This is a genomic window from Flavobacterium flavipallidum, assembly GCF_038289905.1.
Classification (GTDB): domain Bacteria; phylum Bacteroidota; class Bacteroidia; order Flavobacteriales; family Flavobacteriaceae; genus Flavobacterium; species Flavobacterium flavipallidum.
This window is the reverse complement of sequence record NZ_JBBYHU010000025.1, coordinates 1-26441: the sequence shown is the minus strand read 5'-3', so window position 1 is coordinate 26441 and position 26441 is coordinate 1. Positions and strand designations below refer to the sequence as shown.

Below are 26441 nucleotides of genomic sequence, written 5' to 3'. Positions count from 1 at the left end.
TGTTCAGTTTTTTTAGGAATTACAAGGTTGGTACAGGCTGAATACTGTAAACTGATCACAGAACAGTTATTCATAACGCAGCGCCTCAATAGGATCTAAAATTGCGGCTTTAATTGCGGGATACAATCCGGAAACAATGGCTACTGCAAAACTGGTTAAAAAAGCAGCCATGATTGCCTGCCAGGGAATTACAAAGACAAAACTCAAAGCAGAAGCAATTCCGTAACCAATCAGAATTCCGAAAACAATTCCGGCTAAACCTCCAATTTGTCCAATAAGTAAGGTTTCTATAAAAAACTGGATAGCAATAGTGGAGCGTTTAGCGCCTAATGCTTTTCGAACACCAATTTCGCGGGTGCGTTCCGTGACCGAAACAATCATAATGTTCATTAAAGCGATGGAAGAGCCTAAAATGGTGATGATTCCAATGACCCAAGCTGCTAATTCTAGATATTCGGTGACACTAAGAAATCGATTAATCAAATCGTCACTTCTGCTAATAGCAAAATTATTCTCTTCTACAGGGTTTAATTTTCTAATGCTGCGCATAGTACTTATGGCGTTATCCGTAGCTTCTTCTAGAAAATTTTTATTATTTACCATTACACTTAAATTGTAATTGATATTTGGAGCTGTAAAAAGAGAACGAGCCACTTGAATTGGGATTAATACTCTTAAATCCTGACTATTGCCAAAAGTAGAGCCTTTCTCTTTTAAAACACCTATGACTTTAAAACGTGCACCGCGAATTGAAATGATTTTATTAATGGGATTGATATTTTTAAGTAAGCCTTTTAAAAAGTCTGAACCTACTACGCAAACATAGTTGTTGTTGCTAATGTCAAAATTGTTAAAATTGCGTCCCGTACTGGTTTCTAGTCCTGAATTAGTGATAAAATATTCATCTACACCTACAACCGAAATTTCAGGGTCGGTTTTTTCGGTATCAAATTTTACTTCGGCTGTTGAAGTGGCTTTGAAGGATAACGAGGTTTGCGTAAGTGGGAAATTGTATTTGTTTTTAAAGGCAACGGCTTCAGGATAGGAAATCACCGGATTGATAATGGTTCGTTGTTCGCCACCATGCCTTTTAATAGTGTTTTCGTAGCGATTAATGTTGAATGTGTTGGCTCCCATAGAAGCAAAATCAGAAGAAATGGTGTTTTCCAGAGCCGAAACTACGGTAAGGATTCCCACCAGAGCGGTGATTCCAATGGCGATAATTAGGATTGTCAATATGGTTCGTAATATTTGAGTTTTAATCGAACCAAAAGCTATTTTTATATTTTCTTTTAACAGACCGCGCATCGTAAGTAGTTTGTTACGAAAATACAATTTTTGTTACAACTTTATTTTAGTGTCTGATTTTTATTTTAAAAATAAGATATTTGCACAGCGAAATAAGAGGTTAAAAGTTAGAGATAAGAAGTGGTCGTGCTTGGAATTTTTAATTTCTAACCTCCAACTTCTAACTTCTAACTTTTAAAAATGGCATCAAAACCAAGTATTCCTAAAGGGACAAGAGATTTTTCACCGGCTGAGGTGGCTAAACGTCAATATATCATTCAAACAATCAAAGCTAATTTTGAAAAATTTGGTTTCCAACCAATTGAAACACCTTCGTTTGAAAATTCAGAAACCCTTATGGGGAAATATGGAGAAGAAGGGGATCGTTTGATTTTTAAAATTTTGAATTCGGGAGATTATTTGAATGAACTAAATGATTGTTTATTACAATTTGTTTTTGGGATTAGTAAATTTTATCAAGATTATTATAAAAATTTTGATAGCTATTCTGAAGATGATCTTATTGTAAATTTTCAAAAAAACATTAAAAATTATGCTTCTGGAGCATTGAAATATTTACAAAATACTAATGTTACTATTGATAGATTTTCAAAAGATTTATTTCCATTAATTATAGTTGAAGTAGGTGATAATGAAGAGCAAATAGAAAAGTTTTTAAATTTAGAAGAGAATGAATTAATTTTTTTCTCAAAGGCTATTATTGGTCGATTTTATACTGAATTAAAACCTAAATATCTGACAGATTGGTTAACTGAAAAAGCTTTGCGTTATGATTTGACAGTGCCTTTTGCAAGATATGTGGTACAACATCAAAACGAAATTGAATTTCCGTTTAAAAGATACCAAATCCAACCAGTTTGGCGTGCTGACAGACCTCAAAAAGGGCGTTTCAGAGAATTTTTTCAATGTGATGCCGATGTGGTAGGTTCAAAATCATTATGGCAGGAAGTAGAATTGGTGCAGTTATATGATACGGTTTTTACGTCATTAGGTTTGAACGGAGTAACAGTAAAAATTAACAACCGAAAAATATTGTCAGGAATTGCTGAGGTGATTGGTGCTTCGGATAAATTGATTGATTTTACGGTGGCTTTGGATAAGTTAGATAAAATAGGCGAAGATGGTGTTAAAAAGGAAATGATTGAAAAAGGAATTTCCGAAGAAGCCATTGTAAAAGTGCAGCCTTTGTTTCATTTCACAGGAAGCATTTCTGAGAAAATCGAAAAATTATCACTGCTTTTGGCAACTTCAGAAGAAGGAATGAAAGGTGTGGAGGAATTAGGTTTTATTTGTGACAATGTGACTCAATTAGGATTGTCAACCGCAATTTTGGACTTGGATGTGACTTTAGCACGTGGTTTGAATTATTATACAGGAGCAATTTTTGAAGTAGCTGCGCCAAAAGGTGTTGCTATGGGATCCATCGGAGGTGGTGGAAGATATGATGATTTGACGAGTATTTTTGGAAAACCAGATACTAGTGGTGTTGGGATTTCTTTCGGCTTGGATCGTATTTATTTAGTGATTGAAGAATTAGGCCTATTTCCTGAAACAGTGACGGCAAGTTCTAAAGCTTTGTTTGTGAATTATGGAGATGCCGAAGCTTTTTATGCTTTGCAGGCTATTCAAAAATTAAGAGCAGCGGGTATAAAAGTTGAATTGTATCCGGATAAAGCAAAGGTTGGAAAACAGTTTCAATATGCTGATAAACGAAATATTCCTTTTGCAGTGATAGTGGGTGGAGAAGAAATGAATTCTAGTACTTATTCGCTTAAAAATTTAGTTTCAGGTGAGCAGATGGCTTTAGATTTTGAAGGATTGAAAAAAGCATTAGAATAAAATAATCAGAAATAGTACAAAAAAAGCTTTGTCATGGACAAAGCTTTTTTTAGTATAATAATCGCGAATTAATAATTGTTTAGAAATCAATTCTAATTTTCGGGCTTATTTTCAAACGAAAATTAGATATTGATTAGAACCCAATAACAAACATATACAATATAATTGAAATATATATTAAAATTTTATTAAAATTTCATTTTAAAGATGAAAAAAAATAAATTAAGGAAAAATTAGGGTTAAAAAATGGCTATTGAGAAAAAGAGTGACAATTTGGCATTTAGTGTGATTTGGCAATACTTTTGTTATCTTTAGGAAAGTGTAAAAAATGATGAAGTTTAAAAATATATTTAAAAATAAGGGAAATATGAGTACTGAGAATACAGAAATCGATAAGGAAATGGATGAGGTAACAATGGAAAATAAAGCGAGTGAAGAACAAGCGGTTACTGAGGAGTTAAGTGTTGAAGAGCAATTAGCGCAAGACTTAGCGAATGAAAAAGACAAACATATACGATTATTTGCTGAATTTGAAAACTATAAAAGAAGAACTTCAAAAGAACGTGTTGAGTTGTTTAAAACTGCCAATCAGGAAGTTTTATTAGCAATGTTGCCAATTTTGGATGATTTTGACAGGGCTTTGGTTGAAATTGCAAAAACAGCTGATGAAACTTTGACAAAAGGAGTTGAATTGATTCATGAAAAATTAAAAAACACTTTATCATCTAAAGGATTAGAATTAGTTGAAGTGAAAGCTGGAGATGCTTTTGATGCTGATTTTGCAGAAGCAATTACTCAAATTCCTGCGCCGTCAGAAGACTTGAAAGGGAAAATTGTAGATGTACTTGAAAAAGGATATAAATTAGGAGACAAAATTATTCGTTATCCAAAAGTAGTTATTGGACAGTAATATAAGACCTTTTGTTGTCGGACAAAAAAGCAGTGCTTTTTTAAAAAATAAATACAATGAAAAAAGATTTTTACGAGATATTAGGTGTTTCTAAAAGTGCTGATGCTTCAGCAATAAAGAAAGCTTACAGAAAGAAAGCTATTGAATTTCACCCTGATAAAAATCCTGGAGACAAAGCGGCTGAAGAAAAGTTTAAAGAAGCAGCTGAAGCTTATGAGGTGTTGGGAGATCCTGAAAAAAAGGCAAAATATGACCAATTTGGACATCAGGCTTTTGATGGTTCCGGCGGATTTGGCGGTGGTCACCATATGAATATGGATGATATCTTCAGTCAGTTTGGTGATATTTTCGGTGGCGGCTTTGGTGGTTTTGGCGGTGGTCGAAGCAGTGGTCCTCGTCGTGCGAAAGGAAGTAATTTGCGAATCAAAGTAAAATTGACTTTGGAGGAAATTGCTAATGGAGTGGAGAAAAAAGTAAAAGTTAAACGTAAAGTTCAGGCTCCTGGTGTTACATACAAAACATGTTCGACTTGTAATGGTCAAGGACAGGTAATGCGTGTAACCAATACCATTTTAGGGAGAATGCAATCGGCACAAACCTGTCATACTTGTGGTGGGTCTGGTCAAATTTTAGATCATAAACCATCTCATGCTGATGCTCAGGGAATGATTGTAGAAGATGAAACTGTTTCTATCAAAATTCCAGCGGGTGTTGTTGACGGTATGCAGTTGAAAGTTTCTAACAAAGGTAACGATGCTCCGGGTAACAGTATTCCTGGTGATTTAATTGTTGCTATTGAAGAATTAGAGCACGAATACCTGAAAAGAGAAGGAGAGAACCTGCATTATGATTTGTATATCAGTTTCCCGGAAGCTGTTTTAGGAGTTTCTAAAGATATCGAAGCGGTTAACGGAAAAGTAAGAATCAAATTAGAAGAAGGAATTCAATCGGGTAAAATTCTTCGTTTGAAAGGAAAAGGAATCCCAAGTATCAATGGATATGGAAGTGGAGATTTGTTAGTTCATGTGAATGTTTGGACACCTAAAACATTGAACAAAGAGCAAAAACAATTCTTTGAAAAATACTTAGAGGATGATCATTTTTCACCAAATCCTGAGAAATCAGATAAATCATTCTTTGAAAAAGTAAAAGATATGTTTTCTTAAACTTTTAGAGAAAATAAAAACAAGATATAAAACCCATTGTCAATAATGATGATGGGTTTTTTTATGAAACAATTATCGTCTATTTAGGTAGTAATTATTTACTTTTACAACCGTAAGACCAAAAAGGTTTAATTGAAAAGAAAATTCTAAAAATCAGCATGAATACCTTATTAGAAGTCAATAAAGTCGTGAAGCAATACGGAGATTATGTAGCGCTTAACGAAGTATCTTTGTCTGTTCCTAAAGGCAGTATTTTTGGGCTTTTAGGGCCTAATGGTGCCGGAAAAACTTCACTTATTCGAATCATTAACCAAATAACTATGCCGGATAGTGGAGAAGTAATTTTGGATGGTGAAAAATTACAGCCTAAACATGTACAGTATATTGGCTATTTGCCAGAGGAAAGAGGTTTGTACCAAAGTATGAAAGTGGGTGAGCAATGTTTGTATTTGGCACAAATGAAAGGACTTTCTAAGGCTGAGGCTAAAAAACAGCTGGATTATTGGTTTGACCGATTAGGGATTCAGGGTTGGTGGAACAAGAAGATTCAGGAGCTTTCGAAAGGAATGGCTCAAAAAATCCAATTTGTTGTTTGTGTTTTGCATAAGCCTAAATTACTGATTTTTGACGAACCTTTTTCAGGTTTTGATCCTGTAAATGCCAATGTTATCAAAGAGGAAATATTAGCTTTGAAAGAACAGGGTGCAACGATATTATTTTCTACGCACCGTATGGAAAGTGTGGAGGAATTATGCGATCATATTGCTTTGATTCATAAATCGAATAAATTAATCGAAGGAAAATTAGACGATGTCAAAAGACAGCATAAAATAAATAGTTATGAAGTGGGTATTTTGACTGAAAATGTAGAAGGTTTAATGTATGATATTACCCAGAAATTTACTGTTAGTCCGGCTAATTTTAAATCTTTGAACAACGAGTTGAAACTAGAAATACAAATTGGAAATGCGTTACCTAATGAATTGTTGCATTTGATTACTCAAAGAGGACAAGTGACTCATTTTGTTGAGAAAATTCCAAGTGTAAACGATATTTTTATCCAAACGGTAACTAAACAATAAAAATCAATAAAGAAATTCCAAATTTCAAGATTATTGGTATTTGGAATTTCAGATTTGAATATTTTAAATTATGAGTATAATATCACTAATTATAAAAAGAGAATTTTTTGCCAAGGTGCGCAACAAATCCTTTATTGTAATGACTTTTTTAAGTCCGCTATTATTTGTTGTAGTAGCTGTATTTGTTGGGTATTTGAGTTCAATGAAAGCCGATGTAAAACGTGTCGCAATTCATGATGAAACAGCTTTGTTTGCCAAGGAATTTATTGCTCAAAACAGTCAGGACGAACAGTATAAGTATTTGGATTTATCGCAAATTGATAAACAGTTTTTAAAGGATAGTGTAGCTAATAATGGATATGAGGGAATTTTGGTAATTCCTAAAACCACTTCTATAGCTGATTTAGAAAATAAAATTGAGTTTATTTCTAATGCTAGTCCCAGCATGTCATTTATCGAAAACGCACAGAATATTATTGCAAATAAAATTACCAAAATCAATCTGGAAAATGCCCATTTGGATGCTTTAGTGATTGAAAAGGCGCAAGCTACGGTCAATATTAATATTGCCAAAACTTCGGGTGAACATGGTTTGAAAGGACTCAACGAAGCTAAGATTGCCATTGGAGGCGCTTTTGGTTACCTTATCATGATGTTTATTATCATTTATGGAAATATGGTCATGCGCTCTGTTATTGAAGAGAAAACGAACCGAATTATAGAAATCATCATTTCTTCGGTAAAACCTTTTCAGTTGATGATCGGTAAAATCATTGGTACTTCTTTGGCAGGAATTTTGCAATTTACTATATGGGTCATCATCGGACTTTCGTTGTTGATAACTGCTTCTGCATTTTTTGATGTGAATGTGGGGCCGGCGACAACGCATTTACCATCAGCTTTGGTTGAGCATTCTTCTGGAGATTTTGCTGGAATAGCCCAATTGTATATAAAAGAATTATGGAATTTACCTATTGCCAGTATTTTGATTGGTTTTGTGGTTTATTTCATTGGAGGATACTTTTTGTATAGTTCTTTTTATGCCGCTATTGGTGCTGCCGTTGACAATCAAACCGATTCTCAGCAATTCCTTTTGCCTATCATTATGCCTTTGGTATTGAGTGTTTATGTGGGTTTCTTTAGCGTGATAAATGATCCAAACAGTACCATTGCAGTTGCTTTTTCGATATTTCCGTTGACATCTCCAATTGTAATGTTGATGCGTATTCCTTTTGGTGTGCCATTTTGGCAAATTGCAATTTCGATTCTATTATTATTTGGAACTTTCTTATTAGTAGTTTGGTTCGCTTCTAAGATTTATCGAGTGGGAATTTTGATGTATGGAAAAAAGCCAAGCTGGAAAGAATTGTACCGTTGGTTAAAATATTAAATAATGTTAATTCGTTGATTTGGTCAATTGTTTTAATCAAATCATCAAATAATCAGATAAACAAATGAGTAAAATATTATTAATCGAAGATGAAGCTGCCATCAGAAGAGTGCTTTCTAAGATTCTTTCGGAAGAAAATGATAGCTATCAGGTAGAGGAAGCTGAAGATGGTGTTTCGGGTTTGGAGAAAATAAAGAATAACGATTACGACTTGGTGATTTGCGATATCAAAATGCCTAAAATGGATGGTGTCGAATTATTGGAAGAAGTCAAAAAAATAAAGCCGGAAATTCCAATGGTCATGATTTCGGGTCATGGCGATATGGAAACTGCCATTCAGGCGATGCGTTTAGGGGCTTTTGATTATATTTCAAAACCGCCTGATTTGAATCGTTTACTGAATACGGTTCGCAATGCTTTAGATAGAAAACAATTAGTAGTTGAGAATAAGATTTTAAAGAAAAAAGTCAGCAAAAACTACGAAATGATAGGTGAAAGTGAAGCTATTAATCATATCAAAATGATGATTGATAAGGTTGCTCAAACCGAAGCCCGTGTATTGGTTACCGGACCAAACGGAACCGGGAAAGAATTAGTTGCCCATCAATTGCATGAAAAAAGTGAGCGTGCCGCTTTTCCTTTGATTGAGGTAAACTGTGCCGCTATTCCTTCTGAATTAATCGAAAGTGAATTGTTTGGACACGTGAAAGGAGCTTTTACATCTGCGGTGAAAGACCGTGCCGGAAAATTTGAAGCAGCTGATAAAGGAACCATTTTCTTAGATGAAATTGGGGATATGAGTCTTTCGGCTCAGGCCAAAGTGTTACGTGCTTTACAGGAAAATATGATTACCAGAGTAGGTGCTGATAAAGATATCAAAGTGGATGTGCGTGTAGTAGCGGCAACCAATAAAGATTTGAAAAAAGAAATCGAAGAAGGCCGTTTTCGTGAGGATTTATACCATCGTTTGGCGGTGATTTTGATTAAAGTGCCTTCGCTGAATGATAGAAGAGAAGATATTCCGTTGCTAGTGACACATTTCGCCGATAAAATTGCTTCTGAGCAAGGAACTGCTGTGAAAAAATTTACTGATGATGCCATCAAATTGTTACAGGAATACGATTGGACCGGAAATATCCGTGAATTGCGCAACGTGGTAGAACGTTTGATTATCCTTGGCGGAAGCCAAATTTCAGAAAATGATGTAAAACTGTTTGCATCGAAATAATTAAAATTAAATTTAATGATTTAAAAATTCAAAGATTTAAAGATTTGGCTTGCAGTTGTAATTTTTCAATCTTTGAATTTTTCAATCTTTTAATATAAAGTTGATGAAACTAAAAAAAATAAATGAAAAGCTCCAACAGGCTTTAGCAGAAAACGGATTAACGGAAGCTACTGAAGTGCAGCAAGAAACCTTTTCAACGATAAAAAGTGGTGCCGACTGTGTTATTTATGCGCCGAAAGGAAGCGGAAGAACAACAGCAATTGTACTTAACGTGATTCAGAAATTAGCAGGAAGCAATGAAGAATCGCCTCGTGCTTTGATTGTGGTGGAAGACAAGGAAAAGATGTTGGCTATGGAGGAACTTTTCGAGAAGTATAGCAAATATACCCATCTGGAAGTGTATGGCGTTCACGAAAAAGGAGATATGGATTATGATAAAAACTATGTTTCTACCGGAATTGATGTGTTGATTGGGACACCAACGAAACTAAACGAAATGTTTTCAACGGCAGGCTATAATGTGAACCGATTGAAGATGTTTATCGTTGATGATTGTGATGCGCTTTTGAAAATGCGTCACGAGTCGAAAATCATGCGTATTTCTAATAGTATTGCTAAAACACAACGCATTATTTTCTCGGATTTTTATACCGAAAGAGTAGCGATTTTAGCTGATAAAATGCTAATTGAGCCTTACGAATTTGACTTTGAAGAAACAGAAGAAGAGGATGATGATTTTGAGGAGGAAGAAGGCAACGAAGAAAACGGAAATAATTAAAAAAAAACAGTAACGATGGGATTGATGAAAGTGTTTTCAGGGAGTGAAGTTTTGGCTTTGGCTTTGAAGGAAAAAATGGAAACCATAGGTGTGGAAGTATTGATGAAAGACAACATTCAATCGGCCAGATTGGCGGGTTTTGGGAGTTCAGGTTCGGCTGTGGAATTGTTTATTCAGGAAACTGATTTTGCAAAGGCAAATACTGTTATTGAAGAGTTTCGATTGAATATTTAATAGTTGTATATTTGTTATTCTAATACTATTGTTAAAATGGATATAGCTGCAAAAAAAATAGAATTATTGGATTGGTTACTTCATATTAATGATGAAAGTAAACTTAAAAAAATAATGGCTCTAAAAACGGTTTTGGATAAAGAAGCTGTTGCTCATACTATTAGTGGTTATCCAGTTGATAAAGTAGAATATATTAACATGGTTAAAGAAGCCGATGTTCGAATTACATTAGGCAATTATACAACAATTGAAGATTTAGAAAAAGAAATCGAGAATTGGTAAAATGAAAAAGCCAATTCAAGTACTTTGGGATAATCAGGCTAAGGCAGATTTAAAACTCATCTTCGAATTTATCCGAATACAATCACCACAAGGAGCTAAAAATGTTATTAACGATATTGTTAAACAGAGTAAAAGTATTCATTTTGCTGAGCAATATCAGGTGGATGAATTTTTAGGAGAACCATATCGAAGAATGATCGTGCGTAATTTTAAAGTTATTTATAAAATTCATTCAGAATCAGAAATTAGAATTCTTCAAATTTTTGATTCCAGACAAGGTCAATTTAAAAAATAAATGAAGAAGCCGTTTCTAATAATATCGATTGTTATTGTCCTGCTTATTGGTGACAGATTTTTATTTATGCCAAGTCGATTGGATAATTTATGGGAATATGAAACTGGAAAATATATGGGAGATCCAATAGCTATCGAACAAAATATTAATATTCAGAATAATTTTAATATTAGGATTTCAAAAAATGGAAACTCTGCTTCCTTTTATCTAATAGGTTGTTATCTTGGTAATTTGTTGTTGTTGGAGAAAGAAAATTTAAAATTTACAAGATATATTGTTCGTTAAAGTCAATAAACTTTGAAGAACTATTTTAAAGAATAAAATTATGAAATACAAAATGTTGGTGCTGGATATGGATGATACGTTATTGAATGACGACCATATCATTTCAGCAGAGAACAGAAATATGTTGGCTAAGGCCAAAGAAAAAGGAGTACAGATTATTTTGGCTTCTGGGCGACCAACGCCTGCAATGATTGAGTATGCTAAGGATTTAGGCTTGATGGATTCCTATATGATTTCGTTTAATGGTGCGGTAATTACCGATTTGAAAACGAACGAAGTAATTTTTGAGCAAAGTTTGACGTTGGAGCAAATCCATGCTTTGTATGATTATAGCAAGGCTAAAAACACCCATATTATTACCTATTTAGACGGAAAAGTAGTGAGTGAAACCCGCTCTGAATACATTGACGTAGAAATTAATATTACAGGCTTGGAACACGAAGTGGTGCCTAATTTTAAAGAAAGGGTACAAACTTCGGCAATAAAATGTATTTTGCTTGAAGAACCTTCTTATTTGAAAGAAGTAGAAAATGATTTGAAAGCAACCATGCCGCATTTGAGCGTGTGTATGTCGAAACCATTTTTTCTTGAAGCAGCTCAAACAGGAATTGACAAAGGTGCCAGTGTGAAATTCCTGGCTGAAAAATTAAACATCGCCCAGGCTGAGGTGATTGCTGTAGGTAACGCCGGAAACGACCTTTCGATGATTGAATATGCCGGTCTTGGCGTTTGGGTGGATAATGTAGATGCGCATTTAAGAGATAAAGGAAATGTAGTTGTCGCTTCCAATAACGATCACGGAGTAGCTGAGGTAATTGAGCGATTTATTTTAGCTTAGACCGTTTTACTTTTTTTAAACCATTAAGAAATTAAGGGATTTAAGAGTTGTTCTTAATCTTGATTTCTTAATGGTTTTTTGTTTTTTAGCTAGTTCATTTAACTAATTATTCTAGAGTCATAAATATCTTTTTCTTTCGACCATCATTCATCATGATAAATTTATTTCCTTCGTAAGTACCATAAAAAGGAAGATAAAATTCATTACCGTTATTATCCTGTATTTTATTGTAACTAACTTCTCCGTTATTAGAATATTCTAAATCATACAAGGAAGTAGATTCTAACCATCCTTTGGATAATTTTGTTCTTCCATCGGTTTTTTCAGTTAGATTTTTACCAGAATTCAAGATAATATGGAGTTGGTCGTTTTTTAGAAACGCATTGTAAGAGGGAGCTGTAGCTCTTTTGTAAACACTTCTTCCCCAAACCAAATCTCCTTCAGCATTGAATTTTAAAATCAAAATGTCATCATAATGATATATAGTTTGCCAGTAGCCTCCACCATACATTCCTGTGCTCACATACATAGTGGTTATGTAAAATTCTTCTGCTACAAGGAAAACATTATTCGTATCATCTCTTAAAACATAATCGATATCAAAGTTTCTTAATTCTTTCTTTTTGTCATTTTTACGCTCTGCCGTTCTGTAGCCGTATAAATCGTCATAAACCTGTTTTGGTAGTTCCTGAATTTTTTTTCTTTTAATACTTAAATCATTGGTGTTAATTACAAAAGTGCATCCGCCTTTAATTCTGTTTACATTCAATTCTGAATAAAAACCAATAAGATTTAATTCGTTATTATTATTTGAGATACTTAGAGAATTAATGTGTTCGTTTTCTAAATCTATAAGAATAAAGCTAGTCTGGTCTTTTGATATTTTATTAAGGACAAATTGATAATTGGCATCTCCAGATGCATTTTTATCTGCTAATCCATTTTTGTAAAGTTTACCCAGTGAAAAAGCATTTCCATTGTTGTCTACGAATAAATCATTAAACTCAAATGTCTTTTTTTCGTCTTCCTGATAGGATTTGGTATAAATTAATTTTTCCGACTTTGAGTCAAAAACTCTAATAGTGTAAGAGTTTTTGTTTTTTAAAATATTGTCTGTAGCAATTGCAAAATAATCGCCATTAGGAGATAAAGCAAAATTAGTTTTGTGTTTTCTTTCAGAACCAAAAATGCTTTGGTTTTTTTCTGCAGCGGTTTCAAATATCGTTGTTTTTGAGCAAGATTTTGTTGTTAGATTTAAAGTGTGGCAGTAAACAATACGTTTGTCTTTTTCTGGAGCATAAACTGTAAAAAACTTAAGTTGATTTTGGTAAAATAATTCGCCAACAAATTTTTCGTCATTCTCAGCTTCAACCACTTTAGAAAAAGTTTTTTTAAGATTTTTATCAAAAATGTCAAATAAGAAATCATGTTTCCCATTTCTAATAATAGCAGTTTCTCCTGATTCGGTTGTATGAATAGTCAGGATATCTATGGATTTGATGTCGTCTTTGTATTCTGCACTTTCAGTGACTTTTAGTTTTGTTGTTGATTGTGAAAAGATTGAATGAGTGATAATAAATGCACAAAGCATGAATAATTTTTTCATGGAGTTTATTTAAGTTAAAGTTGGTTTAAGTCCGAAAAATTGTATGTTTAAAAAAAGCAAACGTAGTAAATTTTCTTATATGTTTGTTTGACGATTTAATTTTGATATGATTTTGTCATCCAGCGAAGGAGGACACGAGCGATAGCGAACTGGCGAAGCAATCTCATAAAGTAATTATAAGTGTTTTATATTCGAAAGATGCAAGAGCGGGACGCTCATTCTTGCAGGGATTTAAGAGTTGTTCTTAATCTTGATTTCTTAGTGTTTTTTTGTGTAGTTATAAATTGGTATTTCTTTTTCTGTAGTAATTAAAGTTTTATTTTATTTGCAATTATTTTTAAGTCATTTAAAGAATTCATTGCAAACATTTCAGAATGTTCTTTTAAGCTTCCTATCAATATTTTCAAAGGTTCTTGTTTGTTATTTTTGACAACAACTCGATATTCACTTTGATACTTATATTGTTGAATTTTTTGGAATAAATTTATCTCACCATTAATATTTTCCGGCTCATAGTATTCTATTGGTTTTGCTTTGTAAGGCATATTTAGCTTTGTGATTTCATCGGTAAGTTTGTCGATGAATATTTTTGTGTTTCTTATAAACAATGCATGTGTACCAAATTCTTTGACTTTAGAGTCTATAATAAATTCATCTGTATTTAAAAAATCTGATTGTTTTATACAATATAGTGAATATAAATTTCCTTTTGGATTTGAATCATAATGACGTAGTTGTAATTTACCAGGCTTGAAATTCATTTTTTCTCCAGTTATGGTGTCAGTTATTTCGAGTTTGAACTCATCAGTATGTTTAAAATTTTTAATATTTACGGTGCCTTCAAATTTATCTCCTCTTACACCGTTATCTTCTAAATTTTGAAAATAATCAATTGTATTTAAATAAATCAAACCGTTTTCATAGAGAGATTTGATGTTTTCTTCGCTTCCGAATTTAATAAAAAGTACAATGGCGTCTTTTGATTTTTCTTCCATTTTTTTAATTAATGTATGATATAGTAGAGACTGTTTGGCAAAATTCAAAAGCTTAATAAAATTTTTCTTTTGATTTATATTAGTCTTGGAAATTTCTTTTTCTAATATTGTTTTTTACTTCATCCCAAGTGAAAGAAGGTTCTTCGCCAGAATAGTATTTAGCAGTAGCTTCTTCTACAATCTGCTTTTGTTCATCGGTCAATTCGTAATCCGAAGTTTCATCATTTAAGATGCTTTTTAAAAAATCCAAAGTGTTTTGATCATCAGTATGGATGATTTTTTCAATGAGTTCTAATTTTTGCTTCTGTAAATTAGCTGATTGCATGATTTTTAAGTTTAAAATCTATTTACAAATATAATGATAATCGGGTTTTTAATTCCCGTATTTGTTTGTAAATTTGCACACGCTAATTTTTGACAACGATTTCATTATTAGCGACTACTTATGGAAAAAAGAAAAAAAGTAGCCTTCTATACCCTAGGCTGTAAACTGAATTTTTCAGAAACTTCAACCATTGCCCGTAACTTACAGGACGAAGGATTTGACCGTGTGGATTTTGAGGAAGTGGCAGATATGTATGTTATCAACACCTGCTCGGTAACCGAAAATGCCGATAAACAATTTAAACAAGTCGTTCGCAAAGCCATGAAGCTTAACAATAAAGCTTTTATTGCTGCAATGGGTTGCTATGCGCAATTGAAACCGGAAGAGTTGGCCAATGTGGACGGGGTGGATTTGGTGCTGGGTGCCACTGAGAAGTTCAAACTGAACGATTACATCAATGATTTGTCTAAAAATGATATTGGCGAGGTGCATTCTTGCGAGATTTCCGAAGCCGATTTTTATGTAGGCAGTTATTCCATTGGTGACCGTACTCGTGCTTTCCTGAAAGTGCAGGATGGTTGCGATTATAAATGTACTTATTGTACCATTCCTTTAGCCCGTGGGATTTCACGAAGTGACGAACTGCAAAATGTCTTGAAAAATGCCTACGAAATTTCGCAGCAAGGCATCAAGGAAATCGTGCTTACCGGTGTGAATATTGGTGATTACGGAAAAGGGGAATTTGGTAACAAAAAACACGAACATACTTTCTTAGAACTAGTTCAGGCTTTGGATGAGGTAGAAGGAATTGAGCGTTTGCGTATTTCTTCGATCGAGCCGAACTTATTGAAAAACGAAACCATCGAGTTTGTATCTAAAAGCAGAACTTTTGTACCGCATTTCCATATTCCGTTGCAATCAGGGAGTAATGAAATCCTTAAGTTGATGAAGCGTCGTTACCTGCGTGAGGTTTATACAGAAAGAGTGTCTAAAATTCGAGAAGTGATGCCTCATGCTTGTATTGGAGTCGATGTGATTGTTGGTTTTCCAGGGGAAACAGACGAACATTTCTTGGAAACCTATCATTTCCTGAATGATTTGGATATTTCGTATCTCCATGTTTTTACCTATTCGGAAAGAGATAATACCGAAGCGGCAGAGATGCCAGGTGTTGTTGCAGGAAATGTGCGTGCTAAACGCAGCAAAATGTTACGCAGTTTGTCAGTTAAAAAACGTCGTGCTTTTTATGAAAGTCAGTTAGGAACACAAAGGACGGTACTTTTTGAAGGAGAAAATAAAGAAGGATACATCCACGGATTTACTGAAAACTATGTGAAAGTTAAAACGCCTTGGAATCCGGAATTAGTGAACACTTTACATGAAGTAAACTTGACACATATAGACGAAGATGGAAGCGTTCGAATGGAATTTGTTTCGGCTTTAGTTTAGTTTTTCTAAAATATTATAAACCATTAAGAAAATTAAGTATCAGGCTTAATAAACTTAATTCCTTAATGGTTTTATATTTTACCTTGTCCTGTCTGTCGAGAGATAGGAGTTATATAAGTTTCTTAAATGTACTTATATGGTTAGTTGCAATTAAGGATTTGTAGACCAAATGCTGCTGTTTTTGATAAACACACGTCGGTTTAATTTTAGTTGTGCGATAATTAATTCGGCCATATCTTCAGCTTGCATCACTTTTTCAGGATTTCCATCCGTTAGATTTAAGTCTTTGGCCATATCTGTAGCCACGGTACTTGGAGTTAAGGCTGTTACACGAATGTTATGTTTACGCATTTCCTGCATTAAAGAATCGGTCATTCCCAATAAAGCAAATTTAGAGGCACTGTAAGCGCTGGTTAAAGCATTTCCGGCCAGTCCCGCTGTAGAAGAAACATTGATAATATCTCCGGTTTGTCTTTCTATCATATTAGGAACTACAGCGCGTGTCATATAATAAGCTCCCATTAAGTTTACCTGAATGATACGTTCCCAAGCGGCAGGTTCCAGTTCTAAGAATTTACCAAAAGCGGCAATTCCGGCATTATTGATTAGAATATCAATAGTTTCGAATTCAGCAAAGGCTTTTGCAACAGCAGTATTTACGGAATTGATATCAGCAACATCCACCGTTAGAGCTAAGGCTTTTACCCTTAACGAACGGGCTTTGGCAGCTACATTGTCAATTTCTACCTGAGTTCTGGCCATTAAAATTACATTGACACCTTCTTTTGCAAGTGCTAGAGCAATGGCTTTTCCTATTCCTTTTCCGGCTCCGGTTATTATTGCATTTTTGTTTTTTAGATTTGTCATTTGTTTGATTATTAATAAAATAACTAATTAAGATTTAGTACTGATTTTGAATGCTAAAATTAGCTTTTCGAAGTTGAAATTGAGTTAATTTTATTTTAAAATCGAAATTTCACTTTTTAAAAGGAAAAGAAATATAGTATTTATTCCTTATATTTGAGAGTGTAACCTTAAGAGATGTCTTATGAAATCAATAGATCCAGCCGATTTTAAAGTAATAGCGCCTATTAAACTTTCGGAAATTCCGACAGATTTAAACAACAAAGCCAGTGATGATGATAAGGAAGAGAAACTGGAAAAGGTTCAGGAAAAGCTGAGTGTGTTGCAGGATGTCATGTATGCGCACAACCGTTATGGGGTATTGATTTGCCTGCAGGGGATGGATACCTCTGGGAAAGATAGTTTAATACGAGAAGTTTTCAAGGAATTTAATCCGAGAGGCGTAGTGGTGCACAGTTTTAAAACACCGAATTCTACAGAACTAGAGCATGATTATTTATGGCGCCATTATTTGGCTTTGCCGGAAAAAGGAAAATTTGCTGTTTTTAATCGTACACATTACGAGAATGTTTTAGTTACCAGAGTGCATCCGGAATATATTTTGAATGAAAATTTGCCCGGAATAGAAAAGGTCGAAGACATTACACCTGAATTTTGGGAAAACCGAATGGAGCAAATTCGGAATTTTGAAAAACACATTACTCAAAATGGAACGATTGTTTTGAAATTTTATTTTCATCTGAGTAAAGAAGAACAACGCAAACGTCTTTTACGACGACTGGAAAATATGGAACACCATTGGAAATTTTCACCGGGAGATTTGAAAGAGCGGGAGCATTGGGATTCTTATATGCAATATTATGAGGAAGCTATTAATAAAACGGCTACCGAAAATGCACCTTGGTACATTGTTCCTGCCGATGATAAAGAAATGGCGCGCTATATTGTGGCTAAAATTATTTGGGAAGAAATGCAAAAATTGACTGACATTCAGGTTCCTGATTTAGAGGACAAAGTGAAAGCTAATTTTGCAGTTTATAAAGAGCAATTGGCTAAAGAATAAAGTTTTTATAAGCTTTTTTTAAATGAAAAAGGTTTCATCTTAAAATTTGAGATGAAACCTTTTTGTATTTAATAATTTTAAATTTATAATTTGAAACCATAAGCCAGTCTAACTGCAAATTGACCAAAACCTTTGCCTGGACTTCCATCATTATTAATAGTTGGGAAATCAGAATAATGTTCATATCGAGCAGAAATGTCAATATATCTGTTGGCAAATCCAATACCAGGTGATAGTAAGAACGAGGTGTCGTTGTAATTATTAGTCACTGCAAAAGCGGCTCCAGCTTCACCGGTCAAATAAAATTGGTCGTTCCATACAAAGGCTTTCAAACCTGCTTTTGCCGGAATAAAACCTAAGTCATTACCGTCATTTTTGCTTACAAATATGTTGTTGAAACCTGTTGTTAAGGTTATAGAATATCTTTTAGTCAGGTCATATTGCAGTCTGGCATCGGCTCCAAGTGCAAGTTTGTATGGATCTTCGTTCGCATAGCCGGCACTTAAACCAAATCCTAAACGGAAACCTTGGTCATAATTTTTAGTTTCTTGTGCTTTAATTCCATTGAAAGAGAATAGCGTTAAAGCAAGCATAAATGTTGCAGTAATTTTTTTTGTTGTTTTCATGATTTGGGGGGATTTTTATTTATAAATTTTATACTATTTCTTTAGAAGAGTTTATTTCAGATTTAATAAACGGAACAGCTTTTTAAATGTTGTGCATTTTGTTACATTTTGTTTGAAAATATATAAGCATTGATGTTTAAATGGATATAGATCCTTTTCTTGGGGGAGTGTTTTAAAAGAAAAAATGATGTTATTGATTTTGTAATCGAGGCATAGGAAACGGATTGGATTTTCTTTATAAATCAAATTTTTGACTAGAGATTAATTGATTTTAAACGATTTTGAGTATATCTACTAATTCATTTTATAAAAACCTTTCTGAGATATAATATATTCTAAAGTCAAACTATCTCAGAAGAGGCTGTTTGTGATTATAATTACAAACAGTATTTTTTTATTATGAGAAGTTGTTTACAAAAAAATATTTTACTTACAAAAAAATTACAGTTTGATAATTATTTTTTAGCATTATGAAAAGAAATATAAATTGAAATACGACTAAAAGAGTATGATTTGTAAAGTTAAATGTTACATGAAATGGATTTAAAATGATTGTTTTTTGTGTGTAAAGTGTTGTTATATATTGTTTTATGTTTTTTTTGTAACTAGGAAAGAAGTAAGAATAGAACCTTTTTTAAATACAGTTGTAACTGTTGAATATTGTTTAATTGATATAAAAAGGAGTTTATTAATAAATTATATAACTATTTTTTCACTTTATTTTTTTGCTAAATATTGAAATATTGTTGGTTTTTCTGTAATTCTATCGGATTTATATGATTATATTTTAAATTTTTTTTAACATAACAGCATTATTTTTGAGAATATCTTTGAAAAATGATTTTCAATAAAAATTAAACTAAACCAAACTAAATCCGGTGATTATATGAGGAAATTTTTCTTTTTGTTTGTTGCTTTTTTTGCTTTAATAGGGACCGAAGCAATTTCGCAATCAATTGATTATAAGGCGTCATTGCCAGTGGATCAAACCTATAAAAAAGGTGTTTTGCCTAACGGTATGACATATTATATTAAAAGTACAAGTGTCGTAAAAGATGCAGCAAGTTATTATATTATTCAAAATGTAGGCTCAATTTTAGAAAATGAAGATCAACGAGGTTTGGCTCATTTTTTAGAACATATGGCTTTTAACGGTACAGAACATTTTCCAGGAAAAGGTATTTTAAATACGCTTCAAAAGCACGGTGCGGTATTTGGAAAAGATATTAATGCGTATACTAGTTTTGACGAAACAGTTTACAATTTAAATAATATTCCAACCAAAGATGGTTTAGTTGATACTTGTTTGCAGGTTTTGTTTGATTGGTCTCATTATTTATTGTTAACTGATGAGGAAATCGATGCTGAGCGTGGAGTTATTAAAGAAGAATGGCGCGCCAGACAAGATGGAAATGCACGTTTATCTGAGATTTCATTTCCAGTTATCTTCAATCACTCAAAATACGCTGATAGAATGCCTATTGGTTTGATGTCAGTAGTTGAAGGTTTTAAGTACAAAGCTTTAAGAGATTTTTATCGTGATTGGTATAGAACCGATTTACAGGCAATAGCAGTTATTGGTGATTTTGACGTGGATAAAATGGAAAAGGATATTATTGCTAAATTTTCAAAAATCCCTGCAGTAAAAAATCCACTTAAACGTTATACGGTTGATATACCTGAAAGCAAGGAAATGATGTATAGTTTAGGAACAGATCCTGAAGTATCTACGCCGTCAATCAGTTTTGGTATTCGCCACAAAAAACCACTAAACACTGGAACAGTTGCTGATTTAAAACGTTCCCTTTTGCAAAATATGGCATTAGGAATGTTATCTTCAAGAATTGCCGAAAAAGCTAAAGATCCTAATACTTCTTTTGTAAGAGCAGGTGTAGGTAATGGCTCTTGGACAAAGACAATGTCTGTTTTTAATTTAAATGTAAGTCCTAAGCCAAATAAACATGCAGAAGCTTTTAAAGAAGCCTTTCAAGAAGTAATGCGTGCTGTTAAATTCGGTTATACTCAATCTGAAATAGACCGAATGATTACGATGTTTAAGTCATCATATGAAAATCAAATTGCCAAAAAAGATGATATTGATCACAGTTCCATTGAAGATAATATTCAAAACAACTTTTTGGATAATGAGGTAATCACAGATATTACTAAAGAATATGAAATTACTAAGGAAATATTCAACAATATTACAGCAGAAGAACTTCAAACTACTTTAAAAAATCTTTATACAAAGGATAATCGATTTTTGAATGTTGTAGGGGTTAAAGGTCAGGAAAATTTAAGTAAAGAAAATGCTATTGCAATTATTGAATCAGTTGAAAATGATGGTACATTAGAACCCTATACAGAAACAGTATCCAATAAAAATTTAGTATCTGATTTAGTAATTAATGAAGGTAAAATTGTCAAAGAAATTAAGGACGCAAATGTAGGAGCCACAACTTTTGAATTAAGTAATGGTGTTAAAGTGCGCTACAAGTTTGTAAACAAACAAAAAAATACTGTTGCTCTTAATGCAATTAGTTACGGGGGTACTTCATTACTAAAAGATGAAGATTTACCATCGGCTTCTGTTGCTACAAGTTTGCAACAAATGTCTGGTTTGGGAGATTTTACTGAAACTGATTTGAATAAAATCCTAGCTGGTAATACAGCCAGAGTGAATGCTTCTATTAATGAAATTAATGAAGTGATTTCAGGATCTTCAAATAGTAAAGATGTTGAAACTATGCTGCAAATGATTCATCTTAACTTTGTGAAACCTCGTTTTGATGCTGATGCCTTTAAAATTTTAAAGAGTAATTTAAATAATAATCTTGAAAAGCGAAGCAAGAGTATTAATGAGAATATGAAAGATAGTTTGTTGGTTACTTTATATGGTAAAAATAACCCTAAAAAGCATATTTTTGACAAGGCATATATAGACGCCATTTCTTTTGATAAAATAACATCAATTTATAAGGATAGATTTGCTGATGCTTCTGATTTTGAGTTTTTTATAGTTGGAGATGTTAAGGAAGCTGAATTGAAACCGCTTTTAGAAAAATTCATTGCGAGTATCCCAACTAAGAATAAAAAAGAGAATTATAAAGACAATCAAGTGGACTGGTTATCTAATAAAATTGATAAAACGGTCTATTTAAAAATGAAAGATCCAAAAGCCTCAATTAATATTGTTTTCAAAAATAATGATATTAAATATTCTAGAGAAAATGTGCTCTTTACTAATGTTTTAGGAGATATTTTGCAATTAAGAGTTACAGAAACCGTAAGAGAATCTGAAGGAGGTGCTTATAGTCCAAGAGCGGGAGCAAGTTTTATAAGAGAGCCTAAAACAAGTGTTTATGTGTCTTTTTCATTTGAATGTAATCCTGATATGGCAGATAAGTTAGCAAAGATTGTTACTAATGAATTTGAAAAAATTGCAAATGGCACAATAAATGCTAATGATTTGAATAAAACAAGAGTGAATTTTATTAAAGAACGTCAGCAGTATAAAGATAAAAATGATTATGATATGCAGTTGCTTTCAAGATATTTCAGATACAATGAAAATATGAACGATCCTAAAGAGTTTGATGATATTTTAAATAAAATGTCTGAAAAAGATTTTCAGGAAATCGCTAAAAAGATCTTAGCAGGAAAAAGATCTTATGAAATAATAATAAAACCAAAAATCAATACCCTTAATTAAATTAAAATCAAATGAAAAAACTAGTATTATTATTTACTTTAATGATTGCTTTTGGAGGACAATCACAAGTTTTAAAACCAGTAAAATGGGCTACTTCTGTTAAAAAGATTTCGGCCACAGAATATGAATTAATAGCTACTGCTACTATCGATAAAGGATGGCATTTATATTCTCAGACAATACCTGCTGATGGTCCAAAACCAACAAAATTTATTTTCCCTGCGAACCCAAAATTCCTTAAAAAAGGGAATACTGTAGAAGAGCAAGGACATACTGTAAATGATCCTATTTTTGAAATGAAAATTAAATATTTTGAAAATAAAGCTTCTTTTAAACAACGTATTAAATTAAAAGGGAAAGCTCCATTCAAAGTAAAAGCTACAGTGGAATATATGGTTTGTGATGATAGCAGATGTTTACCTCCTACTGAAGAAGATTTAGAATTCAGTATTAAATAATATTTAGTTGATGAAAAAGATACTTTTTGTATATGCCTTACTTGTTTTTGTAACGCTGGGGTATTCTCAAAATATTGATCCGGTTAAGTGGACAACTTCTGTAGAAAAAATTTCTGCAACTGAATATGATTTGGTTACAAAAGCAACAATCGAATCAGGTTGGAGCTTATTTTCTCAAACTGTTCCAGATGGAGGTCCAACAGCAACTAGTTTTATTTATGATGATAGTGCTGGAAATTTTACAATTGTAGGTAATACAACTGAAGATGAGGGTAAAACTGCTGAGGATGCTGTTTATAAATTAAAAATTAAATCTTTTGAAAAAGAGGCTACTTTTAAACAACGAATTGAAACTAAAGGTGATGTAAAAACAATAGCTGCTTTTTTAGAATTTGTAGCTTCGAATGGAAAAGAAAGTCTTCCTGTTAAGGAAGTTGAATTATCTTTTGATCTTTCTGCTGCAACAGCGCCTGTAGCAACTGCTACTAGTACAACTGAAGTTGACAAATCGGCTGTTTCTGAGGGAGAAAAAACCGATTCTAACTCTAAAAAAGGAATTTGGTCTATCTTTTTCATTGCCTTTTTATCAGGATTTGCTGCTTTGTTAACTCCTTGTGTGTTTCCGATGATTCCTATGACTGTGAGTTTCTTTACTAAACAAAGTAAAAACAAAGCGGTAGGTGTTAGAAATGCGATTATTTATGGTCTTTGCATCATTTTTATCTATGTATTATTAGGAACAGCTGTTACCAGTATTTTTGGTGCGGATGCTTTAAATGCTTTGGCTACAAATGTTTGGTTTAATATTATTTTCTTTATCCTATTAGTAGTATTTGCTACTTCCTTTTTAGGAGCTTTCGAAATTATGTTACCAAACTCATGGGCTAATAAAGTAGACTCTCAAGCCGATAGAGGTGGAATGATAGGAATCTTTTTTATGGCATTAGCTTTAGCGATTGTGTCATTTTCATGTACAGGACCAATTGTGGGAACACTTTTAGTAGAAGCTGCTTCTAAAGGTGGTTTAGCACCAATTATCGGGATGTTAGGATTTTCAATGGCTATCGCTTTACCTTTTGCGTTATTTGCAGCTTTCCCTGGATGGTTAAATTCATTACCTAAATCTGGTGGATGGTTAAATACGGTTAAAGTGGTATTAGGATTCTTAGAATTAGCTTTAGCATTCAAATTTTTATCTCAGGCTGATTTGGTGTCGCAAACACATTTGATAGAAAGAGAAGTGTTTATTGCTATTTGGATTGCTGTTTTTGGAGCATTGGCATTTTATCTTTTTGGAAAAATCCAATTGCCTCATGATTCGCCTTTGAGTCATATCTCGGTAGGTCGATTAAGTTTAGGATTAGTAGTGTTGTCTTTTACGATTTATATGATTCCTGGACTTTGGGGAGCACCTTTAAATTTAATTAGTGCTTTCCCTCCGCCGCAAGAATATAGTGAATCGCCTTATGGAGTAGGCTACTCTAAAGCGGGTGATGGTAGCGCAGCAGCAGAAACAGTTTTGCCGGAAGGAGCGCACTTGTTAGCACCACACGACATTGTTGCTTTTGACGATTATGATAAAGGTTTGGCTTACGCAAAAGAAGTAGGAAAACCAGTGATGTTAGATTTTACAGGTTGGGCTTGCGTAAACTGTAGAAAGATGGAACAAAATGTTTGGCCAAAACCTGAAATTTTAGAAATCTTGAAAAAGGATGTGGTTTTAATCTCTTTATATGTTGATGATAAACGTCCGTTAGAAGAAAGTGAAATTACCGAATCTAAATTGCAACCAGGTAAAAAATTAAAATACATTGGTCAAAAATGGAGCGAATTACAAACGATTCGTTACAAAGCTAATTCGCAACCTTTCTATGTTTTAATGGATCATAATGAAAATAATTTGATTGATCCTGTGGGATATACTCCAGATGTACCAACATTCCATCAGTGGCTTAAAGATGGAATTTCAAAATTTAAAAAATAATTCTACAACTTAATTTTTTTATTTATGCCACTTTGGTTAACAGCCAAAGTGGTATTTAATACAATTTCAATTTATGAGTTTGATAAGTAATTTTCTAAAGGCTAAGGCTGGTTCAAAAAAGGAAGTATCCAATCTTCAAAAGTATTTTGAACAATTTAGAAATAATGTTGTAGGAGTAGATCAGTATTTTGAATCTCCTTACGGAAAGAAAAAAATTATATATGCCGACTGGACAGCAAGCGGTAGATTATACAAACCTATTGAAGAAAAACTTTTAAATGAAATAGGTCCTTATGTGGCAAATACACACACTGAGACTGCTATAACAGGAAGTGTAATGACTCATGCGTATCATGATGCGAGAGAAATTATCAAAAAACATGTTAATGCTTCAAAAGACGATGTGTTAATTACGGAAGGTTCCGGTATGACTGGAGCTATCAATAAATTCCAACGTATTTTAGGAATTAAATTGAACGAAAACCTTAAAGAACATACCCAGGTTCCTGAAGAAAAAAGACCTGTAGTTTTTGTTTCTCATATGGAGCACCATTCTAATCAAACATCTTGGTTAGAGACTATTGCTAAAGTAGTTGTAATTGCTGCAGATGAAAATGGTTTGCCAAGTTTATCAGCTTTGGATAGTTTACTTCAGGAGTACAAACATGTGCCTATTAAAATCGCTGCGGTTACAGGTTGTTCTAACGTAACAGGTATTAGAACTAATTATCATCAAATAGCGAAATTAATGCATCAAAATAACGGTTTGTGTTTTGTAGATTTTGCTTGTTCAGCTCCTTATGTACAAATTGATATGCACCCAGTAAATGAGGAAGAGTATTTAGATGCTATTACTTTTTCACCTCATAAATTTTTGGGTGGTCCAGGAACTTCAGGGGTATTGATTTTTAATAAAAAATTATATAAAAACCTAGTGCCGGATAATCCTGGAGGCGGAACTGTAAGTTATACGAATCCTTGGGGAGATCACGACTATGTTGATGATATTGAAACTCGCGAAGATGGTGGTACACCTGGTTTTTTACAGGCTATTAAAATCGCTCTTTCCATTGAATTGAAAGAAAAAATGGGTGTTAAAAATATCTTGGATAGAGAGCATGAATTGACTGATATTATTTTTGACAGATTATCTAAGATTGAGAATCTAAAAATCTTGGCACCTGATTACACTGAAAGATTAGGGGTTGTTTCATTTTATATTGAAGATGCTCATTATAATTTGGTTGTTAAATTATTAAATGACCGTTTTGGAGTTCAAACCAGAGGCGGTTGTTCATGTGCGGGTACTTATGGACATTATTTGTTAAATGTTGATCAGCCAACATCCAAATCAATAGAGCTTAAGATTTTAGAAGGTTGTTTTATAGAAAGACCGGGATGGATACGTATGTCAGTTCATCCAATTATGACAAATGATGAAATCGAATTCATTTGCGATGCGATCAAGCAGGTTGCTACCAATTACAAAACATGGGGGGAAGATTATACTTATAATTCCTCTAAAAATGAATTTGTACACAAAAGCAATAAATTGGTTGAAAGTGAAATATCTGAAAACTGGTTTAAAATTTAATTTCAAAGGTACTATAACATAAACTGTGTAATTAAAAAATAATGGGGTTTTACGACCTCATTATTTTTTTGTTTAAATTTAAATATTACACAGTCTTATGAAAAAAGAAGATTTATTATCAGACGAATTT

General features: G+C 33.1%; 24 protein-coding genes. 18 read left to right on the top strand and 6 right to left on the bottom strand.

Annotated features, from left to right (window positions below):
- Positions 1 to 66: 66 nt before the first annotated feature.
- Positions 67 to 1308, bottom strand: a complete 1242-nt coding sequence (locus AAEO59_RS11805) for an ABC transporter permease (protein WP_341700948.1) — start codon at positions 1306 to 1308, stop codon at positions 67 to 69.
- A 180-nt stretch (positions 1309 to 1488) separates the two neighbouring features.
- On the opposite strand from AAEO59_RS11805, the gene hisS reads away from it, so the two are divergent.
- From hisS to AAEO59_RS11745, 12 genes are all read left to right on the top strand, one after another.
- Positions 1489 to 3147, top strand: a complete 1659-nt coding sequence (hisS, locus tag AAEO59_RS11800; protein ID WP_341700947.1) for a histidine--tRNA ligase — start codon at positions 1489 to 1491, stop codon at positions 3145 to 3147.
- Positions 3148 to 3478: 331 nt separating this feature from the next.
- Entirely contained in the window at positions 3479 to 4057 is a 579-nt protein-coding gene (locus AAEO59_RS11795) for a nucleotide exchange factor GrpE (RefSeq protein ID WP_341700976.1), read from the top strand.
- Positions 4058 to 4113: 56 nt separating this feature from the next.
- Positions 4114 to 5223, top strand: a complete 1110-nt coding sequence (dnaJ, locus tag AAEO59_RS11790; RefSeq protein WP_341700946.1) for a molecular chaperone DnaJ — start codon at positions 4114 to 4116, stop codon at positions 5221 to 5223.
- A gap of 158 nt (positions 5224 to 5381) precedes the next feature.
- Complete coding sequence (locus AAEO59_RS11785) at positions 5382 to 6305, top strand: ABC transporter ATP-binding protein (protein ID WP_341700945.1); 924 nt, start codon at positions 5382 to 5384, stop codon at positions 6303 to 6305.
- Between the two features lie 70 nt (positions 6306 to 6375).
- Positions 6376 to 7695, top strand: coding sequence for an ABC transporter permease (locus tag AAEO59_RS11780; RefSeq protein WP_341700944.1), 1320 nt, complete (start codon positions 6376 to 6378; stop codon positions 7693 to 7695).
- A 64-nt stretch (positions 7696 to 7759) separates the two neighbouring features.
- A complete protein-coding gene (locus AAEO59_RS11775; RefSeq protein WP_341700943.1) occupies positions 7760 to 8923 on the top strand; it encodes a sigma-54-dependent transcriptional regulator in 1164 nt (387 codons plus the stop codon).
- A gap of 103 nt (positions 8924 to 9026) precedes the next feature.
- Positions 9027 to 9701, top strand: a complete 675-nt coding sequence (locus AAEO59_RS11770; protein ID WP_341700942.1) for a DEAD/DEAH box helicase — start codon at positions 9027 to 9029, stop codon at positions 9699 to 9701.
- A 15-nt stretch (positions 9702 to 9716) separates the two neighbouring features.
- Positions 9717 to 9935, top strand: coding sequence for a putative signal transducing protein (locus AAEO59_RS11765; protein WP_341700941.1), 219 nt, complete (start codon positions 9717 to 9719; stop codon positions 9933 to 9935).
- A 36-nt stretch (positions 9936 to 9971) separates the two neighbouring features.
- Complete coding sequence (locus AAEO59_RS11760; protein WP_341700940.1) at positions 9972 to 10217, top strand: hypothetical protein; 246 nt, start codon at positions 9972 to 9974, stop codon at positions 10215 to 10217.
- 1 nt (position 10218) lies between these two features.
- Entirely contained in the window at positions 10219 to 10512 is a 294-nt protein-coding gene (locus AAEO59_RS11755) for a type II toxin-antitoxin system RelE/ParE family toxin (RefSeq protein WP_341700939.1), read from the top strand.
- A complete protein-coding gene (locus AAEO59_RS11750) occupies positions 10513 to 10797 on the top strand; it encodes a hypothetical protein (RefSeq protein ID WP_341700938.1) in 285 nt (94 codons plus the stop codon).
- Between the two features lie 40 nt (positions 10798 to 10837).
- The gene (locus AAEO59_RS11745) at positions 10838 to 11635 is read left to right on the top strand and encodes a Cof-type HAD-IIB family hydrolase (RefSeq protein ID WP_341700937.1); all 798 of its coding nucleotides are present in this window, start codon (positions 10838 to 10840) and stop codon (positions 11633 to 11635) included.
- 106 nt (positions 11636 to 11741) lie between these two features.
- On the opposite strand, the gene AAEO59_RS11740 is transcribed toward AAEO59_RS11745, so the two are convergent.
- From AAEO59_RS11740 to AAEO59_RS11730, 3 genes are all read right to left on the bottom strand, one after another.
- Positions 11742 to 13241 (bottom strand): hypothetical protein, encoded by a 1500-nt coding sequence (locus AAEO59_RS11740; RefSeq protein WP_341700936.1) that lies wholly within the window; start codon positions 13239 to 13241, stop codon positions 11742 to 11744.
- Between the two features lie 308 nt (positions 13242 to 13549).
- Positions 13550 to 14236 (bottom strand): hypothetical protein, encoded by a 687-nt coding sequence (locus tag AAEO59_RS11735; RefSeq protein ID WP_341700935.1) that lies wholly within the window; start codon positions 14234 to 14236, stop codon positions 13550 to 13552.
- 79 nt (positions 14237 to 14315) lie between these two features.
- Positions 14316 to 14561, bottom strand: coding sequence for a hypothetical protein (locus AAEO59_RS11730; protein WP_341700934.1), 246 nt, complete (start codon positions 14559 to 14561; stop codon positions 14316 to 14318).
- Positions 14562 to 14681: 120 nt separating this feature from the next.
- Here AAEO59_RS11730 and mtaB point away from each other — a divergent pair, with 120 nt between their 5' ends.
- The gene (gene mtaB / locus AAEO59_RS11725; RefSeq protein ID WP_341700933.1) at positions 14682 to 16010 is read left to right on the top strand and encodes a tRNA (N(6)-L-threonylcarbamoyladenosine(37)-C(2))-methylthiotransferase MtaB; all 1329 of its coding nucleotides are present in this window, start codon (positions 14682 to 14684) and stop codon (positions 16008 to 16010) included.
- 150 nt (positions 16011 to 16160) lie between these two features.
- Here mtaB and AAEO59_RS11720 read toward each other — a convergent pair whose 3' ends face one another.
- Positions 16161 to 16877 carry a 3-ketoacyl-ACP reductase gene (locus tag AAEO59_RS11720; protein ID WP_341700932.1) on the bottom strand — a complete coding sequence of 239 codons (717 nt, stop codon included), beginning with the start codon at positions 16875 to 16877 and terminating at the stop codon, positions 16161 to 16163.
- Positions 16878 to 17058: 181 nt separating this feature from the next.
- Here AAEO59_RS11720 and AAEO59_RS11715 point away from each other — a divergent pair, with 181 nt between their 5' ends.
- Positions 17059 to 17937, top strand: coding sequence for a PPK2 family polyphosphate kinase (locus tag AAEO59_RS11715; protein WP_341700931.1), 879 nt, complete (start codon positions 17059 to 17061; stop codon positions 17935 to 17937).
- Positions 17938 to 18020: 83 nt separating this feature from the next.
- Here the strand turns inward: AAEO59_RS11715 and AAEO59_RS11710 are convergent, their stop codons facing one another.
- Entirely contained in the window at positions 18021 to 18563 is a 543-nt protein-coding gene (locus AAEO59_RS11710; RefSeq protein WP_341700930.1) for a hypothetical protein, read from the bottom strand.
- An 886-nt stretch (positions 18564 to 19449) separates the two neighbouring features.
- On the opposite strand from AAEO59_RS11710, the gene AAEO59_RS11705 reads away from it, so the two are divergent.
- From AAEO59_RS11705 to AAEO59_RS11690, 4 genes are all read left to right on the top strand, one after another.
- Entirely contained in the window at positions 19450 to 22275 is a 2826-nt protein-coding gene (locus tag AAEO59_RS11705; protein ID WP_341700929.1) for a M16 family metallopeptidase, read from the top strand.
- Between the two features lie 11 nt (positions 22276 to 22286).
- Positions 22287 to 22733, top strand: a complete 447-nt coding sequence (locus AAEO59_RS11700; protein ID WP_341700928.1) for a protein-disulfide reductase DsbD domain-containing protein — start codon at positions 22287 to 22289, stop codon at positions 22731 to 22733.
- 10 nt (positions 22734 to 22743) lie between these two features.
- Positions 22744 to 24717: a protein-disulfide reductase DsbD family protein gene (locus AAEO59_RS11695; RefSeq protein WP_341700927.1), complete on the top strand. Its 1974-nt coding sequence runs from the start codon at positions 22744 to 22746 to the stop codon at positions 24715 to 24717.
- Positions 24718 to 24790: 73 nt separating this feature from the next.
- Positions 24791 to 26311, top strand: coding sequence for an aminotransferase class V-fold PLP-dependent enzyme (locus AAEO59_RS11690; RefSeq protein WP_341700926.1), 1521 nt, complete (start codon positions 24791 to 24793; stop codon positions 26309 to 26311).
- Positions 26312 to 26441 lie beyond the last annotated feature (130 nt).

Excerpts from the sequence above, each read along its gene's own strand:
- AAEO59_RS11780 (WP_341700944.1), top strand. The coding sequence starts at position 6,376 with ATGAGTATAATATCACTAATTATAAAAAGAGAATTTTTTGCCAAGGTG.
- AAEO59_RS11745 (WP_341700937.1), top strand. The coding sequence starts at position 10,838 with ATGAAATACAAAATGTTGGTGCTGGATATGGATGATACGTTATTGAAT.
- AAEO59_RS11795 (WP_341700976.1), top strand. The coding sequence starts at position 3,479 with ATGAAGTTTAAAAATATATTTAAAAATAAGGGAAATATGAGTACTGAG.
- AAEO59_RS11765 (WP_341700941.1), top strand. The coding sequence starts at position 9,717 with ATGGGATTGATGAAAGTGTTTTCAGGGAGTGAAGTTTTGGCTTTGGCT.
- AAEO59_RS11750 (WP_341700938.1), top strand. The coding sequence starts at position 10,513 with ATGAAGAAGCCGTTTCTAATAATATCGATTGTTATTGTCCTGCTTATT.
- AAEO59_RS11705 (WP_341700929.1), top strand. The coding sequence starts at position 19,450 with ATGAGGAAATTTTTCTTTTTGTTTGTTGCTTTTTTTGCTTTAATAGGG.
- hisS (WP_341700947.1), top strand. The coding sequence starts at position 1,489 with ATGGCATCAAAACCAAGTATTCCTAAAGGGACAAGAGATTTTTCACCG.
- AAEO59_RS11785 (WP_341700945.1), top strand. The coding sequence starts at position 5,382 with ATGAATACCTTATTAGAAGTCAATAAAGTCGTGAAGCAATACGGAGAT.
- AAEO59_RS11710 (WP_341700930.1), bottom strand. The coding sequence starts at position 18,563 with ATGAAAACAACAAAAAAAATTACTGCAACATTTATGCTTGCTTTAACG.
- AAEO59_RS11770 (WP_341700942.1), top strand. The coding sequence starts at position 9,027 with ATGAAACTAAAAAAAATAAATGAAAAGCTCCAACAGGCTTTAGCAGAA.
- AAEO59_RS11805 (WP_341700948.1), bottom strand. The coding sequence starts at position 1,308 with ATGCGCGGTCTGTTAAAAGAAAATATAAAAATAGCTTTTGGTTCGATT.
- AAEO59_RS11700 (WP_341700928.1), top strand. The coding sequence starts at position 22,287 with ATGAAAAAACTAGTATTATTATTTACTTTAATGATTGCTTTTGGAGGA.
- AAEO59_RS11715 (WP_341700931.1), top strand. The coding sequence starts at position 17,059 with ATGAAATCAATAGATCCAGCCGATTTTAAAGTAATAGCGCCTATTAAA.
- AAEO59_RS11755 (WP_341700939.1), top strand. The coding sequence starts at position 10,219 with ATGAAAAAGCCAATTCAAGTACTTTGGGATAATCAGGCTAAGGCAGAT.
- AAEO59_RS11775 (WP_341700943.1), top strand. The coding sequence starts at position 7,760 with ATGAGTAAAATATTATTAATCGAAGATGAAGCTGCCATCAGAAGAGTG.
- AAEO59_RS11720 (WP_341700932.1), bottom strand. The coding sequence starts at position 16,877 with ATGACAAATCTAAAAAACAAAAATGCAATAATAACCGGAGCCGGAAAA.
- AAEO59_RS11695 (WP_341700927.1), top strand. The coding sequence starts at position 22,744 with ATGAAAAAGATACTTTTTGTATATGCCTTACTTGTTTTTGTAACGCTG.
- dnaJ (WP_341700946.1), top strand. The coding sequence starts at position 4,114 with ATGAAAAAAGATTTTTACGAGATATTAGGTGTTTCTAAAAGTGCTGAT.
- AAEO59_RS11730 (WP_341700934.1), bottom strand. The coding sequence starts at position 14,561 with ATGCAATCAGCTAATTTACAGAAGCAAAAATTAGAACTCATTGAAAAA.
- AAEO59_RS11760 (WP_341700940.1), top strand. The coding sequence starts at position 9,972 with ATGGATATAGCTGCAAAAAAAATAGAATTATTGGATTGGTTACTTCAT.
- mtaB (WP_341700933.1), top strand. The coding sequence starts at position 14,682 with ATGGAAAAAAGAAAAAAAGTAGCCTTCTATACCCTAGGCTGTAAACTG.
- AAEO59_RS11735 (WP_341700935.1), bottom strand. The coding sequence starts at position 14,236 with ATGGAAGAAAAATCAAAAGACGCCATTGTACTTTTTATTAAATTCGGA.
- AAEO59_RS11690 (WP_341700926.1), top strand. The coding sequence starts at position 24,791 with ATGAGTTTGATAAGTAATTTTCTAAAGGCTAAGGCTGGTTCAAAAAAG.
- AAEO59_RS11740 (WP_341700936.1), bottom strand. The coding sequence starts at position 13,241 with ATGAAAAAATTATTCATGCTTTGTGCATTTATTATCACTCATTCAATC.